Annotated in this window: 18 protein-coding genes; 11 read left to right on the forward strand and 7 right to left on the reverse strand. The window is 67.9% G+C overall.

What is annotated here, in order from left to right:
- Window positions 1-124: 124 nt before the first annotated feature.
- The gene (locus AC1D3B_RS01800; protein WP_478188938.1) at window positions 125-538 is read left to right on the forward strand and encodes a methylglyoxal synthase; all 414 of its coding nucleotides are present in this window, start codon (window positions 125-127) and stop codon (window positions 536-538) included.
- 5 nt (window positions 539-543) lie between these two features.
- Here AC1D3B_RS01800 and AC1D3B_RS01805 read toward each other — a convergent pair whose 3' ends face one another.
- A complete protein-coding gene (locus tag AC1D3B_RS01805) occupies window positions 544-1,284 on the reverse strand; it encodes a LuxR C-terminal-related transcriptional regulator (RefSeq protein ID WP_478188939.1) in 741 nt (246 codons plus the stop codon).
- Window positions 1,285-1,514: 230 nt separating this feature from the next.
- Here AC1D3B_RS01805 and AC1D3B_RS01810 point away from each other — a divergent pair, with 230 nt between their 5' ends.
- On the forward strand, window positions 1,515-2,039 hold the full coding sequence (locus tag AC1D3B_RS01810; protein ID WP_478188940.1) for a DUF2306 domain-containing protein: 525 nt from the start codon (window positions 1,515-1,517) through the stop codon (window positions 2,037-2,039).
- 16 nt (window positions 2,040-2,055) lie between these two features.
- Here the strand turns inward: AC1D3B_RS01810 and AC1D3B_RS01815 are convergent, their stop codons facing one another.
- Complete coding sequence (locus tag AC1D3B_RS01815) at window positions 2,056-2,247, reverse strand: hypothetical protein (protein ID WP_478188941.1); 192 nt, start codon at window positions 2,245-2,247, stop codon at window positions 2,056-2,058.
- Between the two features lie 178 nt (window positions 2,248-2,425).
- Between AC1D3B_RS01815 and AC1D3B_RS01820 the strand changes: the two genes are divergently transcribed.
- From AC1D3B_RS01820 to AC1D3B_RS01830, 3 genes are all read left to right on the forward strand, one after another.
- A complete protein-coding gene (locus tag AC1D3B_RS01820) occupies window positions 2,426-3,223 on the forward strand; it encodes an SDR family NAD(P)-dependent oxidoreductase (protein ID WP_478188942.1) in 798 nt (265 codons plus the stop codon).
- Between the two features lie 2 nt (window positions 3,224-3,225).
- Window positions 3,226-4,665, forward strand: coding sequence for a DHA2 family efflux MFS transporter permease subunit (locus tag AC1D3B_RS01825; RefSeq protein ID WP_478188943.1), 1,440 nt, complete (start codon window positions 3,226-3,228; stop codon window positions 4,663-4,665).
- Between the two features lie 63 nt (window positions 4,666-4,728).
- Window positions 4,729-4,953, forward strand: coding sequence for a hypothetical protein (locus tag AC1D3B_RS01830; protein WP_478188944.1), 225 nt, complete (start codon window positions 4,729-4,731; stop codon window positions 4,951-4,953).
- Here the strand turns inward: AC1D3B_RS01830 and AC1D3B_RS01835 are convergent.
- The gene (locus tag AC1D3B_RS01835; protein WP_478188945.1) at window positions 4,950-6,173 is read right to left on the reverse strand and encodes an NAD(P)/FAD-dependent oxidoreductase; all 1,224 of its coding nucleotides are present in this window, start codon (window positions 6,171-6,173) and stop codon (window positions 4,950-4,952) included. The two genes, AC1D3B_RS01830 and AC1D3B_RS01835, sit on opposite strands and share 4 nt — an antisense overlap.
- A 170-nt stretch (window positions 6,174-6,343) precedes the next feature.
- Here AC1D3B_RS01835 and AC1D3B_RS01840 point away from each other — a divergent pair, with 170 nt between their 5' ends.
- The 3 genes from AC1D3B_RS01840 to AC1D3B_RS01850 are packed head-to-tail and all read left to right on the forward strand — an operon-like array spanning window position 6,344 to window position 8,842.
- Window positions 6,344-7,012: a glutathione S-transferase family protein gene (locus tag AC1D3B_RS01840; RefSeq protein WP_478188946.1), complete on the forward strand. Its 669-nt coding sequence runs from the start codon at window positions 6,344-6,346 to the stop codon at window positions 7,010-7,012.
- A gap of 29 nt (window positions 7,013-7,041) precedes the next feature.
- The gene (locus tag AC1D3B_RS01845) at window positions 7,042-7,917 is read left to right on the forward strand and encodes a hypothetical protein (RefSeq protein WP_478188947.1); all 876 of its coding nucleotides are present in this window, start codon (window positions 7,042-7,044) and stop codon (window positions 7,915-7,917) included.
- Between the two features lie 28 nt (window positions 7,918-7,945).
- Window positions 7,946-8,842 (forward strand): RibD family protein, encoded by an 897-nt coding sequence (locus AC1D3B_RS01850; RefSeq protein WP_478188948.1) that lies wholly within the window; start codon window positions 7,946-7,948, stop codon window positions 8,840-8,842.
- Here AC1D3B_RS01850 and AC1D3B_RS01855 read toward each other — a convergent pair.
- The 4 genes from AC1D3B_RS01855 to AC1D3B_RS01870 are packed head-to-tail and all read right to left on the reverse strand — an operon-like array spanning window position 8,839 to window position 12,214.
- A complete protein-coding gene (locus tag AC1D3B_RS01855) occupies window positions 8,839-9,720 on the reverse strand; it encodes a class I SAM-dependent methyltransferase (protein ID WP_478188949.1) in 882 nt (293 codons plus the stop codon). The genes AC1D3B_RS01850 and AC1D3B_RS01855 overlap by 4 nt on opposite strands.
- On the reverse strand, window positions 9,717-10,757 hold the full coding sequence (locus AC1D3B_RS01860; protein ID WP_478188950.1) for a glycosyltransferase family 4 protein: 1,041 nt from the start codon (window positions 10,755-10,757) through the stop codon (window positions 9,717-9,719). The genes AC1D3B_RS01855 and AC1D3B_RS01860 overlap by 4 nt, the downstream gene beginning before the upstream one ends.
- Before the next feature lie 20 nt (window positions 10,758-10,777).
- On the reverse strand, window positions 10,778-11,191 hold the full coding sequence (locus AC1D3B_RS01865; RefSeq protein ID WP_478188951.1) for a 6-pyruvoyl trahydropterin synthase family protein: 414 nt from the start codon (window positions 11,189-11,191) through the stop codon (window positions 10,778-10,780).
- Window positions 11,192-11,215: 24 nt separating this feature from the next.
- Window positions 11,216-12,214: a zinc-dependent alcohol dehydrogenase gene (locus tag AC1D3B_RS01870; RefSeq protein WP_478188952.1), complete on the reverse strand. Its 999-nt coding sequence runs from the start codon at window positions 12,212-12,214 to the stop codon at window positions 11,216-11,218.
- A 66-nt stretch (window positions 12,215-12,280) separates the two neighbouring features.
- Between AC1D3B_RS01870 and AC1D3B_RS01875 the strand changes: the two genes are divergently transcribed.
- From AC1D3B_RS01875 to AC1D3B_RS01885, 3 genes are read left to right on the forward strand one after another with little or no spacing between them, the layout of a single operon-like run.
- Window positions 12,281-13,063, forward strand: coding sequence for a CDP-alcohol phosphatidyltransferase family protein (locus AC1D3B_RS01875; protein WP_478188953.1), 783 nt, complete (start codon window positions 12,281-12,283; stop codon window positions 13,061-13,063).
- Complete coding sequence (locus tag AC1D3B_RS01880) at window positions 13,060-13,671, forward strand: YceI family protein (protein WP_478188954.1); 612 nt, start codon at window positions 13,060-13,062, stop codon at window positions 13,669-13,671. Before AC1D3B_RS01875 ends, AC1D3B_RS01880 begins: the two co-directional genes overlap by 4 nt.
- Window positions 13,668-15,338, forward strand: coding sequence for a sulfatase-like hydrolase/transferase (locus AC1D3B_RS01885; RefSeq protein WP_478188955.1), 1,671 nt, complete (start codon window positions 13,668-13,670; stop codon window positions 15,336-15,338). Before AC1D3B_RS01880 ends, AC1D3B_RS01885 begins: the two co-directional genes overlap by 4 nt.
- Window positions 15,339-15,396: the final 58 nt, after the last annotated feature.

Consider the following 15,396-nt stretch of genomic DNA (forward strand, 5'->3'; position numbering starts at 1 on the left):
TGTAGCGCGTGGAGGCTCACGCGCGGGGGCTGGCCCCATGCGGGTTCCCGCTGCGTTGCCTGCGAAACGGGCAGCAGGAGCATCCGGGGCTGTTACGCTGGCAGCGATCACCAGGAGGAACACCATGGCCGAGAACCTCACGCCCCCGCAACGCCGCGTTGCACTCATCGCCCACGACGGCAAGAAGACTGCGATGCTGGCCTTGGCTCGCGAGTTCGAGCCGCTGCTGCGTCAGTGCGAGCTTTGCGCGACCGGGACCACCGGCGCGCGGCTGGCCGCCGAAGTCGGCCTCACGGTCGAGCGCCTGCTGAGCGGGCCCCAGGGCGGCGATTTGCAGATCGGTGCACGCCTCGCGACAGGCGGCGTCGACGTGGTCATCTTCCTGCGCGATCCGATGACAGCGCAACCGCATGAACCGGACATCAACGCCCTGGTGCGCGCATGCGACGTTCACGACGTGCCTTGCGCGACGAACGTGGCGAGCGCGAGGCTCGTGCTGCGGCAACTGCAGGCCGAGCGAGCGCCGGACGGACGCTAGACGCGCTAGGCGTACTGCGCCCGCCCCTTCTCCTGGAACAGCGGCGTGACCGTCGCCCGAGCGGCCGGGGCGCGGACCTGCACCGGCGCCTCGCGCAGGCCCTGGCTGACCAGCCCGCGCTGCGCCGCCACGATCACGGCATGCGTGCGGGTCGTGGCGTCGAGCTTTTCGAGAATTCCCTTGACGTGAACCTTGACGGTGCCGACCGCGATGCCGAGTTCCTTCGCGATCGCCTTGTTGCAGGAGCCGGTGGTGAGCAGGTTGAGCACTTCCGTCTCTCGCGTGGTGAGCCGCTCGCGGGTCAGGCTGTCGGCGATCCGTCGCGACACGGAGTGGGCCAGGTAGCGCTGCCCCTGGCTCAGTGCGGTGACGCCATCGATGAGTTCGTCGACCTGACAGCCCTGCAGCAGATAGCCGTGGATGCCGGCGTTGATGGCCGAGCGGATCTCCCACTCGCGATCGATCGGCGTCACCACCATCACCTTCGGGCCGCGATTGCGCCGGGCGCTCTTGGCCGTCTTGGCGTCGGCGAGGAATTCGAGGCCGCTGCGATAGTCGGCAACGACCACATCCGGCATGTCGCATCCCTCGATCGGCGTGTCCGACGTACACGCGGCGTCGGAGAGACCGGCATTGCCGACGGTCACGACGAGGCCGGGGCGGCCGCCGAGGATCGCAGCCAGGCCTGCGGCCATGATGGGATCCTCATGAATCACGAGAACGTGGACGGTGTCGTTGGCAGGCATGCTATCTCCTCGCAAGGCTGGGGTTGGGAGGAAATGATGAGCGCGCCGCCCTCGCACATCAAATTAAGTGATGTGAATCCTTGTGATGCACGAGCAACCCTTAGGAGGTAGCCGGCGAGGCCCCATCAGGCAGTGTCATCGGCGCTCGCACCCTTGAACACTCTGGGCACTGGCGCAATGGCCTGGCCTTTAAATTGCATTCCAGAACTCCCACCCAGCAAGGAGCACACATGTTCTACGGCCTGACCCCACTTGGCATCGTCCACACCCTCATCAGCCTCGTGGCGGTGGTGGCCGGATTCATCGCGCTCGTCCGCTACAAGGAGATCGCGCTTGCCACGCGCACCGGCCGGATCTATGTGATCGCCACCACCCTGACTTGCCTGACGGGCTTCGGCATCTTCCAGCACGGCGGCTTCGGCCCGCCGCACGTGCTGGGCATCGTGACACTCGTGGTCCTGGCGATCGCGATGCTGGCCGAGCGCTCGCAAGCCTTCGGCAAGCTGTCAGCCTATGTGGCCGTGGTCTGCTATTCGCTGACCTTCTTCTTCCACATGATTCCCGGAGTGACCGAAACATCGACGCGCTTGCCGCTGGGCGCGCCGCTGGTGGCCGATCGTGACGCATCGCCGGGGCTGCAGGGGACCATAGGCGCCCTGTTCGTCGTGTTCCTGATCGGCGCCACTGTGCAGGTGCTCCGCTTGCGCGCCAGCCGACAGCGCGGAGCGCTGGACGGACTGCGGATGATGGGGTGAGGCTTCGTCGCCGGGTTCACCGGCCGATGAAATACTTGAAGCCTGCGGCCACGACGATCGCGAGCACCACCAGAAATCCAAGGCGGCCCCAGCGCACCGAGGGCTGCCCCCCCATGTCGGACAGATCGCTGCGCTGCAGACCCGAAAATGAGGTGGAGTCCGGCTTGTCTCGCGCCCAGTCGTGAAAGTTATCTCTGTTGGTGTTCATGTAATACATTTTAACTACACTTACACCCGCACTCACAAGAGCCGCGAACGACTATTTCCACACAAGCGACGCAAACGCTTCGCCGGCCCCGAGCCTGGCGGCGAGCGGATCGGATGTGGACGCCGTCCAATCTCTCTGCTAAGGTTTGTGGATGCTGTACACAAGCCAGGAGCGATCCATGCTGCTCGATGACAGGTGCGCCGTGATCTACGGCGCCGGCGGTGCGATCGGCAGCGCCGCCGCCCGCGCCTTCGCGCGCGAGGGCGCGAGGGTCTTCCTCGCAGGCCGCACGAAATGCAGGCTGGACGCGGTCGCCTCCGACATCGCTGCCGCCGGCGGGCTTGCCGAGAGCACACAACTCGACGCCCTCGATGCCGCCGCGGTCGAACAGCACGCCGATGCCGTGGCGCGAAAGGCGGGTGGCATCGACATCGCCCTGAACGCGATCGGCGTCCCCCATGTGCAGGGCACGCCCTTTGCCGACTTGTCGCTCGAGGACTACGAATTCCCCATCGCGACCTATACGCGCACCAACTTCATCACCGCGAAGGCCGTCGCACGGCACATGGCGAAGCAGGGCTCAGGCGTGATCCTCACCCTGTCCACGCCTGGCGCGCGCCTTCCGGGTCCGGGATACATGGGCAACTGCGTGGCGAGTTCGGCCATCGAGGCCATGTCGCGCCACCTGGCTGGCGAACTCGGCGCGCAGGGCATTCGCGTGGTGTGCATCCGGCCGCATGCGATCCCCGAGGCCGTGGCGGCGGGCTCGCACACCCGACAGGTCTTCAAGCCCATGGCCGATCGTGCGGGCGTCACCATCGACCAGATGCTGGCCGGTGCCGCGAGCGGCACGCTGCTGAAGCGCCTGCCCACGCTGGACGAGGTCGCCAACACAGCCGTATTCCTCGCATCCGGCTACGCGGGCTCGATCACCGGCACCGTCGCCAACCTGAGCTGCGGCTTCCTGGTGGACTGACGATGACACATCGCTGGCTCGCGCTCATGGTCCTTTGCCTCGGCGTGCTGATGATCGTGCTCGACACCACGATCGTGAACGTCGCCCTGCCCTCCATCCGGGAAGACCTCGGTTTCTCTGAAACCTCTCTGGTCTGGGTGGTCAACGCCTACATGCTGACCTTCGGCGGCTTCCTGCTCCTGGGCGGGCGGCTGGGCGACCTGTTCGGCCACCGGCGCCTGTTCCTGCTCGGCATCACGCTCTTCACCCTCGCCTCGCTGGGCTGCGGCCTCTCGAACTCGCAAGCCTTGCTGGTGGCGGCCCGCGCCGCGCAGGGACTCGGCGGTGCGGTGGTCTCCGCAGTCGCGTTGTCGCTGATCATGAATCTCTTCACCGAACCGGCCGAACGCGCGAAGGCGATGGGCATCTACGGCTTCGTCTGCGCGGGCGGGGGCAGCATCGGCGTGCTGCTGGGCGGACTGCTGACGGATGCACTGAGCTGGCACTGGATCTTCCTGGTCAACCTGCCGATCGGGGTCGCGGTCTACGCCCTGTGCCTGGCACTGCTGCCGAACGCCGACGGGCACGCGGCCGGCGAGCGCCTGGACGTCGGCGGCGCCTTGACCGTGACGACGGCGCTGATGCTGGCCGTCTACGCCATCGTCAACGGCAACGAGGCCGGCTGGACCTCGCGCCAGACGACCCTGCTGCTGGGCACGTCGGTCCTGCTGTTCGCCGCCTTCCTGGCCATCGAGGCCCGGGTGAAACATCCGCTGATGCCGCTGCGTCTCTTCAGGCTGCGCAACGTCGCCACGGCCAACATGATCGGCGTGCTGTGGGCCGCCGCGATGTTCGCCTGGTTCTTCATCTCCGCCCTGTACCTGCAACTGGTGCTGGGCCGCAGCCCCATGCAGGTGGGCCTCGCCTTCTTGCCGGCCAACCTCATCATGGCCGCCTTCTCGCTCGGCCTCTCGGCGAAACTGGTGATGCGGTACGGCAACCGGGCGCCGCTCTCGCTCGGGCTCCTGCTTGCCGCGGCGGGGCTGGCCTTGTTCGCCCGCGCGCCAGTCGACGGCAGCTTCATGGTCGACGTCCTGCCCGGCATGACGCTGCTGGGCATCGGCTCGGGGATGGCGCTCAATCCGCTGCTGCTCGTGGCGATGAGCGACGTCGCGCCTGCCGAGTCCGGCCTGGCGTCCGGCGTGGTGAACACCGCCTTCATGATGGGCGGCGCGCTCGGGCTCGCGGTGCTCGCCAGCCTGGCCGCGGCCAGGACCGACGGGCTTCTCTCGATCGGCACACAGCCGACGGCTGCGCTCAACGGCGGCTACCACGTCGCCTTCCTTGCCGGCGCCATCTTTGCAGGGACGGCGGCGCTGCTCGCGGCCGTACTCCTTCGCGCGAACCCGCGTGTCGAGGCCCATCGGAACGATGACGCGATCGGGGCTGCGGGATCCAATTGATTCCGGTGGAAACGTAGGCGTTGGCCTACATAAATTCCGCCCTCGCGCGCCCACCATCAACGCATGAAAAATCCGATCAAACTCGTCATCGACGAGCCGGCGCCCGGGTCTTTTCTCTGGACGCTGCTCGAAACCGACGCCAGCGGCGTGCCTCGGAAGGTCGTGAGAGCGGCCGAGTACGGCGCAGACACCTACGAGGCCGCGCTGGCGGCCGGCACCCGGATGATGGACGCCGAAATCCGCAAGAACATGACCGCCCCGTCCCAACGGGACAGGGTGTCCGGCTAGGCGAGATGCGTCTTCAGCGGCACGGCCGGATCGGCCGCGACCGCAGGGTCCGGGCTGCGACCCGCTTCCAGCAACTTGCGGCTCATCATGTGGTCGACCGGTGCATTCACTGATTCGACGCAGCGGAGTTGTCCGTCCACATAGTGAAGCAGCGAGAACGATGCGTCGTTGGCGCCGGGGCGCCGGACCGTGAGCGCGCCCGGCGTGCCTTCGGCCGGCATCAGTCCTGCCATCTGCAGGCGGAGCGGATTCTGGTCTGACCAGAACCACGGCACGACGTCATGCGGGCGTGGGGCGCCGGTGAGCGTCGCGACCGCGGTGCGTGCCTGGTCGTTCGCGTTCTGCACCGATTCGAGCCGCAGGGGCCGGCCGGCGCGCCGGTCCGGAAAGCGCGTGCAATCGCCCACGGCCAGCACGGCGGCGTCGCTGGTCTGCATGTAGCCGTCGACCACGATACCGTCTACGCATTCCAGCCCGGCGGCCTCGGCCAGGGCCGTCTCGGGCACCGCGCCGATACCGAGCAGCAACAGGTCGATCGGTTGGGCCTGGCCGTCCACTTCGATCGACACCAGTTGCTTGCCGTCGATCTGCATGTTGCCGCTCTGCACGCCGACACGCACATCCATGCCCCCGGCGCGATGGGTCGCCAGCACATGCGCGGAAAGCTCCGGCGACACGGCACGGCTCAGCAGGCGAGGCGCGCTTTCCAGCACCAGGACCTGCTTGCCGAGCGCAAGTGCGGTGGCGGCCACCTCGAGGCCGATGAATCCCCCGCCCAGCACGGTGACGTGCTTCGCCGCCGCGATCTGCGAACGCAGCCGCGTGGCCTGCTCGAGGGCACGCAGCAGCGCCACGTTGTCGAGCCCCGCCAGCGCCGCCAGTTGGCGCGCGCGCGTGCCGGTGGCCAGCACCAACCGCTCCCACTCGATGACCTTGCCCGAGCGCAGCGTGACCGTGCGCGCCGAGCGATCGATGGAGACCGCCGGATCGCCCATGTGCATCGTGATGCCGGCCTCGCCGTACCAGGTCTCCGCACGATGCGACTGCGCCACCTCGTCCGGGCTCTTCAGGAAGGTCTTGGACAGCGGCGGACGGTGATAGGGAACGGCGGACTCCTCGGAGACCAGGTGCACGCGTGCGCCCTGCCCCGCTTCCACGAGGCCGGCGCAGACTTGCGCCGCTGCATGGCCGCCGCCGATGATGACGATGTTCGAGTTCATGATGAAGGTATTTCCGTTGCGTTCGGTGATCCCCACAATGCCAGGATCGAGCCCGACACTGTAGCCTCAGCCATGTCGTCGACCTCATCGGCAGTGGACAACCCTAGAGACAAGCACATGAAGATTCGCATTATCGGCGGCGGCCCCGCCGGCCAGCCTGGGGGCGAGCCATGATCCTTTACCACTGCGTCAGCGCCCGCTCATTCCGTCCGCTCTGGATGCTTGAGGAACTGGGCGCGCCGTATGAGTTGCGCATGCTGCCCTTTCCGCCGCGCGCGCTGCAGCGCTCATACCTGGAGATCAACCCACTCGGAACGATCCCCTATCTCATCGACGGCGAAACGCACATGACCGAGTCCGCCGCGATGTGCCAGTACCTCGCGCAGCGCTGCGACCCCGACAACGCACGCGGCCTCGCCGTTCGTCCCGACGAACCCGCCTTCGGCGCGTGGCTGAACTGGCTGCATCACGGCGAGGCCACGCTCACTTTTCCGCAGACCATCGTGCTGCGCTACGGCCGCTTCGAGCCGGACGAACGCAAGCTGCCGCAAGCGGCGGAGGACTACGGCAAGTGGTTCATCTCGCGCCTGCGCGGCATCGACGCGGTGCTGGCGAAGCACGAGTTCGTCTGCGCCGACCGCTTCACCGGCGCGGACATCTCGGTGAGCTATGCACTGATGCTGGCGGGGGAGATCGATCTGGTCTCGCGCTTTCCGCCCGCAGTCGCGGCCTATTGGGAACGCATGAAACTGCGCGACGGCTTCAGGCGCGCCATGGCCGTGCAACATGAGGCGGCGCTGGCACAAGGCCTGTCGCCGCGTAGTGCCGCCATTGACTGAAACGCCCGCGCGACTGCATAACCGCGAGGATGGATTTCCACCACCCGCTCTTCCAGAGCCTTGCGCTGCCGCTGGTCCTTTCCTTCGTGGCAACGGGCCTGCTGCGGGGTGGACTGGGGCCGGTCCACGGGCGACGCTGGGCTTCGGCGGGGGTGGGGATCGCGATCGTCGCAGGTTCTGTGTGGGTCCTCGGATGGGACATGTGGCCTCGGACACTGACGGAGGAACTGCCCTGGATCTATGCGGCAGGTGCATTGCTGGGGCTTGGCCTGGAAGCCATGCGCGCCGGCAGGCGCACCACCTGGCTTGCGGCCTGTGTTCTCTGGACGCTCGTGCTCGGAGGGTTGAGCGACCAGTCACTTCCAGTGCAGGCCGTGACCTGGGTGGTCGGTGCCGCGGTGATTGCTGCCGTGCTGGGCCAACCCGCGGAGAGCGCGCACGCGTCGGCAAGCCTCGTCGTCGCCGGCCTGGGTCTGGCGGCCGTGGCCCTGATCAGCGGATCGGCTCTGCTGTTCGAACTGAGCCTGTCCATTGCGGCCGCGGTGGCCGGCTGTGCGCTCTGGCTGTGGCCCACGACGCGTATCGCCTTCGGCGCTTGCGGTGCCGTGGTCTCGGTGATCGCCTGGCTCGCGCTGGCGCAAGGCATCGCGTTGCTGTCGCCGGTGGAGCCCCTGGTGCTCCTGCTGCTGGCTTGCGCCTTCCTGTCCGGACCGATCGTGCATTGGGCAGGCCGATGGCACCGGCACTCACCGCCCGTGCCATCGAAGCGCAAGTGGATTGGCGCCCTGGTCGCCGCCACAGTGGCGGCGGTCTGGGTGACCGGCGCGGTGGCCCTGGCGCTGCGCGACGATGCCAAGGCGCCTGCCGGTGGCGCGGACGACCCCTACTACACGCCGCGATGGTAGAAATGGCAAGACACACGGATCGCCTTCCATGATGCCCACCCACTCCTCCATCCCCGGCGTCGACGCCCTCTGGCCGCTGTGCCTGGACATCGTCGCGCACCGCCGGGGGCTCGCTGCACCGCAGCAATGGGATGCCCGCTCGCCCCTGGCATGGGATGCATCGCAGGGCTTTGCGTTGCGCGGCGTGTGGAATGACGAGGCGGTCGAGTTGTTCGATCTGCTCAAGCCGCTGCTGGACCGCCCGCGTGAAGGCGCCCCCTGGCTGATCGGCCAGCTCGGCCAGAGCCTCGACGGCTGCGTCGCCACGCACGGCGGCGACTCCAACTACGTCAACGGCCCCGAGGTGCTTGTTCACCTGCACAGGCTGCGCGCCCTGTGCGACGCGGTGATCGTGGGCGCCGGCACGGCGGCGATCGACAACCCCCAACTCACGACGCGCCATGTGGCAGGCGCGCATCCCGTGCGCGTGCTGCTCGATCCGGACCTTCGGCTTCCGCAGACCTTGCGCGTTTTCTCGGACGGCCACGCCCCGACCTTGCTCGTGTGCGATGCCTCTCGTGCGGCCGAAGCGGCGAAGCGCGTGGATGCAGACCAGGTCTTGGGCGTGCCGGGACTGACGGGCGCCGATGGCGCGCTCCATCTGCATGCGCTGACGGCGGCGCTGGAGGCACGCGGCCTGCACGTGTTGTTTGTCGAGGGCGGCGGCGTCACGGTCTCGCGCTTCATGGCCCAGGGGTGCCTCGACCGGCTGCACCTCAGCGTCGCGCCCGTGATCATCGGTGCCGGACGGCCTGGCCTGCAACTGCCGAGGAGTGTCGCGATGCGCGATTGCATGCGGCCTTCGGGGCGGGTGTTCCGCATGGGCACGGATGTCCTCTGGGACCTCGACCTGCGGACGATGCAAGCCGCCACGGCGCGGAACTAGGTCGCAAGAATCTCCTGGTGCCCGACGCGCAATCGGGTCTGATCGACGACATCGAGTCGTCTCTGCATCCAGTCATCTATCCGGCTGCGGGCCGCCGGATCGTGTTCGAGCGCCGCGGCGGCCATACCCTCCACCATCGCGGCGAGCATCGCCTTGGCTTTCGCGCCTTTGCTGCCTTCGATGCGCCAGTCGCTGGAGGTCTGGACGATGTCATAGCCCCTCGCGTCGAGGCGACTCGCAACGAAGCTCACCGCTTCGCCGCCGAGCGCGGGGCCGAAGCCCTTGTCTCGACGTTGATGCGATGTGAAGAGCTTGTCCACTTCTTCATCGCCGTCGACGGGTGGATCCCACGTGACGCGGCCGTCCACGCTCAATGCGAAGAGCATCGCAGCACCTGCCGAGCGAGCTCGCTCGACCAGCGCCTCGACCCACCGGGCCGACACGAGGTCCAGCAGCGCCGAAGCAGTGACCAGTCTTGTTCCGGCGAAAGGCACGGCGTCGAAGTTCGAGGCGAGGTCGACGCACTCGACCTGCACTTGCGCCTTCCAGTCCGGACCTTCCATCCGGATCAAGCGGATGCCGGCCTGCGCGATGAACCCTTCGGCGTTCGCCCATGCGGCGATCGCTTCGGGGAGCTCCTGCAAGAGCTTGGGGTCGTGATCCACCAGCGTCCATTGCTGCGGTCCCTTCAGTCGCGGCGCGAGTTCTCGCAGATTCGCGCCCGTTCCGCAGGCCAGGTCGAGCACGGCGAGCGTCGGATCATTGCCACGCAGGCGTGAAGCGAGCGCATCCAATGCGAGCGAGCGCGCCGCGATGCCGCGCGCCTCACGATCAAAGGGCTCGCGCATCGAGAGCCAATCGGCGCTGAAACCGGTCATGGCCGCGTCGCGTCCTGGAAGTGGCCCAGTGCGGACGCAAAACGTGCCGCGCTGTCTGCCCACGTGGGCAACAACTCCCTGGCCTTGCGCGCACCCGCCGACAGTTGCGCACGCCAGCCGGCGTCATCCATCACGCGTTGCAAGGCGGCGCGCAATGCAATGCTGTCCCCGGGCGGAACCAACACGCCAGCGTCGGCGGGCACGGTGTCCGGAATGGCGCCCGCGCTGGTGCTGATGACAGGCAGCCCATGCGCCAATGCCTCGGCCAGCGCCATGCCGTAGCCTTCGTGGAAGGAAGGCAGCACGAACGCCTCGCCACGCGCATAGAGCGCCCTCAGGCCGGCCTCGTCCTGCTCGCCGTGGAGCACGACCCGGTCACGCAGACCGTGGCGTTCGATGGCCTCGATGAATGCGGCCGCGCATTCGGTATCCATCGTGAGGCTGCCCGCGCAATGCAGTGTCCAGCGTCGGTCGCCCAATCCGGCAAGGGCTTCGATCAGCAGGCTGTGGCCCTTGCGCGGCGTCACCGTCGCTACGCAAAGAAGTGCCAGGTCATCGGTCCCCGATCCGGCCGCAAGCGGTGCAGGCTCTGTCCCAGGCTCGATCACCACGATGCGGGTCGCCGGAACGTCGAACGAAGCGAGCGCCCGCGCGGTGGAGGGGCTGGTCACGATCACGCCTCGTGCAGTCGCCAACGCCCGCCGCTCGCTCTCGAAGAGCGCACGCTGCGTCTCGGGCCGGAGCCCGGTCTCCATCGACAACGGATGATGAACCAGCGCCACCCACCGAAGGCGCCGGGCATGGGCTTCGACCAACGCAGGCATCGCGCCGAACGCGAGGCCGTCGACCACGGCAAGTTCGCCATCGGGCAGCGCCTCCACGATGCCGCGCGCCAACGCCTCCGACGATGCATCCGGCATTGGCCAGCCATCGCCCGGAGACCGGACATCGACTTGCCACTGCAGTGCACGCAAGCCTTCGATGATGTGTCGGTCGTAGGTGTAGCCGCCCGTTCGGGTGTTCAGGTCACCCGGCACGAGGAAGCTGCACCGCGCCTTCAACCGGCACGCGCCGGCAAGGCGCCCTCGTAGGCGGCCCAGGCCACATGCGATTCGTTGAGCCGCACGCGCATCGACGACAGCCCGCCCGCGTGCGCTCCGAGTTCGCCTTTCGCCATGCGTTCGGCGATGCGATCGAAGATCACCCGCGCCATGAACTCGGTGGTCGTGTTCTTTCCGTTGAACGCCGGATCGTCGTCGAGGTTGCGCAGGTTGAACTCGCCGAGCACGCTGTGCAACACCTCGGTCGCGAGCGCAATGTCGACGACCATGCCGTCGGCATCCAGTTCGGCGCGGCGCAGTTCGAGATCGACCACGTAGGTCGCACCGTGCAATCGCTGGGCAGGGCCGAACGCCTCACCGCGAAAGCTGTGGGCGATCATGAAGTGGTCGCGGACATTGACGCTGTACATGCTTGTCTTTCCGATGGAGCTAAGTCAGGGGTAATCGATGCGCTGGCACAGGGTGTCCGGGCAGCCCGAAGAGAGACGGGCCAGTACATCGGGCAACTCGTCGAAAGGCGCACTGTCGGTGATGAGCAGGTCGAGCACCGGATCACTCAACAGCGACAGGGCCAGCGCGAGCCGGCGCCGATGGCTCCAGCGTGCGCGCTGGGCAGCGGCCACATGGCCGACCTGCGAACTCCTGAGCGTGAGGCGCCGCGCGTGGAAGGCCTCTCCCAACGGGAGCGCCACCTCGCGCCGGCCGTACCAGCTCATCTCGATCACCGTGGCCTCGAACGCCGCGAGGCCCAGGGCGGTGACCAGCCCTTGGGCATTGCCGCTCGCGTGCAGGACCCGATCCGCTTCGGGCTTCGCATCCTGCGGCGTCGCGAAGGCCACGCCCAAGGCGAGCGCGGTGTCGCGACGCGACGGCCGCACATCGATCAGCTCGACCTCGCAACCCGGCAAGCGGCCCGCGAGCCATGCGACGAGAAGACCCACCACGCCGCCGCCCACCACGGCGATGCGATCGCCGATGCGTGGCGCGGCATCCCACAAGGCATTGATGGCGGTTTCCATGTTTGCCGCGAGCACGGCACGCGCCGGCGGAACGCCTTCGGGCAACGGATGCACGGCATCGGCCGGGACAACATAGCGGGTCTGGTGCGGATGCAGGCAGAAGACAGCGCGGCCCTTCAACGCATCGGGCCCCTCCTCCACGACCCCCACGCTGGCGTAGCCGTACTTCACCGGCCCCGGGAAGTCGCCTTCCTGGAACGGCGCCCGCATCCGCTCGAACTCGGTGGCCGGCACCTCGCCGCGGAACACCAGCATCTCGGTGCCGCGGCTGATGCCGCTGTGCAGCGCGCGCACTTGCACCTCGCCCGTCCCGGGCGCACGCAGTTCAGCGCTGCGGATCGCTGCCCGGCCGGGCGCCTCGATCCAGCAAGCCCTTGGTTCACCTGAGACAACGCGAGACGGATATGCTGGCATGCTGCTTTCAGCGCCCGCTGCCCGCGAGCGATCGTGTTCAAGCCGATGGGAGCCGATCTTAAGACGATGCCTTCGCAGTCCTCCAACGACCGTCGCGTATTTCCATTGGCGCACGCGGCGGCGCTGCGGCGCGACGCCTGGCGCGAGGCGCTGGCCTGTCTCGTGCTGCTGATGCTTCTCGCTCGTGGTGCGGGAGTGCTGGCCGGTCTCGGGCCGTGGTTCCTCGTCAAGGCGGTCGGTCTTTTCGTGGCCGCATTCGCCATCGCCCAAAGGGGGCTTCCGGCCCACTCGCCGAATCGGCGTTTCGGCCCGGCCAATCGCGTGACCCTGGTGAGGCTGGCGCTCGTCGCCCTTCTCGCAGCCTGCATCGGCGAAGCCTCCGCCGACGCGGCGACGATCGCGTGGGCGACCATCGTCATCGCCACGGTGGCCGCATTGCTCGACGCGCTGGACGGCGCGCTGGCGCGAGCCCGCGGATTCACCAGCGAATTCGGCGCGCGCTTCGACATGGAGACGGACGCCCTCATGGTGCTGGTCCTGTGCCTGCTCGTGATTCACTTCGACAAGGCCGGCGCGTGGATCCTGGCGGCCGGACTCATGCGCTACATCTTCGTGCTGGCGGCCCGGGCCTGGCCCTGGCTGGCCGGCCGCTTGCCGCCGAGCCAGCGTCGCAAGGCCGTGTGCGTGGCGCAGATCGCGAGCCTGATCGTGTGCCTTGGGCCCATCGTCCCGATCGGATGGAGCGAGGCCATTGCGGCCGGCAGTCTCGCTGCGCTGACAGCATCCTTCGCGGCGGACGTCGCCTGGCTGGCCCGCCGTCGCCACGCTCGTTCGGAGGTCGCGCCATGAATGCTTCTTCGATGCGGACACAGGGCATTGCACTGATGTCGATGATTTCGCTGCTCTCGCTCGTGGCCCTGGCCCCGCCGGCACGGGCCGAAGCGGCGCGCTACGAACTGGACTCGAATCACATCACCGTCGCCTTCATGGTCGACCATCTCGGCTACGCCAAGGTGCTGGGGATGTTTCGGGCGGCGCGCGGCAGCTACAGCTTCGACGAAGCCACGGCCGCCCTGAGCGATGTGCGGATCGAGGTTGACACACAGAGCGTGTTCAGCAACTACGCCAGCCGAGACCGGCACTTGAAGAGCGCCGACTTTCTCAACAGCAGTGAATTCCCACGCATGGTGTTCACCGCGACCAGCGCGAAGCGGACCGGCGATCGCACTTTCGAGATTCCCGGGCAGCTCGAACTGCTGGGTAAACCACTGCCGCTCACGCTCACGGCGACATGGAACAAAAGCGGCCCGTCGCCCATCGACAAGGTCTACACGATGGGCGTGTCGGCGCGAGGCAGCTTCAAGCGCAGCAGCTACGGCATGAACTACGGCGTGAGCAACGAATGGGTCGGCGACGAGATTCCGCTCATCATCGAATTCGAGGCCCAGCGGAAGTGACTGTCGGCGCCCGGCACCCCCGACCCGCCAGCGCAGTGCCATGGCCTGGCTGGGCACGATGGCTGCTGCGCTTCGGCCTGCCGTTCCTGGTGCTCAACGCCATGTTCACGCTGGAGAACATCTGGCCGACGCTGTGGGCGCGTCCGGGGCTGCGTCTGTCCTTCGAGCTGTGCATGGCGACGCTCGCGCTCACCGCCTGGCTGGCTGTGCGAGGCACCGCGGGCGTCCGGGTGCAGCGCACGCTGGCGGTGCTCACGACCTTCTGGGTCGTCACCCGCTACGTGGAGGTGACGGCGTCGGCCGTGTTCGGGCGGCAGATCAACCTGTACTGGGACGGCCGGCACGTATTCGATGTGCTTCGCATGGGCAACGTCGCGGTGTGGCAGATGGCACTCGGCCTGGTCGCCATCGCAACTGTCGTCTGGCTGGTGCACGGCATTGCCCGTCGATGCTGGGCGTCGATCGCGCGCGAACTGGCCTGGAGCCGGCCGCGTCCTGCGATCGGCGTCGTCGGCGTTCTCCTGCTCGCGACCTTTGCGGCGCACGGCATCGATGGGCGCGACACGCGCCGGTTCTTCTCGATGCCGGTGACGCCCATCATCGCCCGCCAGGCCGACCTGCTCGCGGGCCAGTTGTGGTCGGGCAACGTCGCCGCGCGCCTCTCGGCCAGTCCGGCCTTCGATGGCGACCTTCGCGGACTCGGCGGCGCCGACGTGCTGCTGATCTTTGCGGAGTCCTACGGCGTCTCGACGCTCGACGATCCGGCGCAGGCCGCCGCGCTCGCACCGCATCGCGCGCGGCTGGCGGAGGCACTGCGCGCCGGAGGGCGGCAGGTCGTGTCCGCGCGGGTGCGCTCGCCGACCTTCGGCGGGGCCTCGTGGCTCGCGCACGCGGCGCTGCTGAGCGGCGTCGACATGCGCAAGCCGGGAAACTACGAACTGCTGCTCGCCACCCACAGGAGCACGCTCGTGCGGCACTTCAAGGCGCATGGCTACCGCACGGTCAGCTGGATGCCGGGCCTGCAAAAGCCCTGGCCCGAGGGCAGTTTCTATGGCTTCGACCGCTACGTCGATGCGAACAACATGGGCTATCGCGGCCCGTCGGTCGGCCATTGGCGCATCCCGGACCAGGCGTCGGTGGCGTTGCTGCAGGCACAGGAACTGGCGCGCGCGCCCGGCACGCGCGCGCCGCGGCTGATCGTCTTTCCGACCCTCGCCAGCCATGCGCCGTTTCGTCCGCTGGTGCCCTACGAGGCCGACTGGAAGCGCCTGCTCCGCACCGACGCCTACTCACCGGCCGAGGTGGCGCGCGCGGTCGCCGAACCGGTGTCGTGGCTCGAGCCAGTTCCCGCCTATCTGGATTCACTGGCCTACACCTTCGAGTGGCTGCGCGATTACCTCTCAAGCCACGCGCCGCCGGGCATGCTGACGATCGTGATCGGCGACCACCAGCCGATGGCGAGCGTGAGCGGCCGTGACGCCTCGTGGGACGTCCCCATTCACATCATCAGCACCGATGCGCAACTGCTGAAGCGCTTCGAGTCCGCGGGTTTCACACCCGGACTGCTGCCGACGAAGCCTTCGAGCACGGCGATGCATGAGCTCACGCCAGTGCTGCTCGGCGTCTTCGACGGGCTGCCCGCGAGCCGTGCCGGCGCCGCCGAATAGCGGGGAGTAGTTCAACGCGATCTGTGCAGTAGTTCACACTGGCCGCGGCACCATCTCT

Source organism: Variovorax sp. P5_A3 (assembly GCF_056400665.1).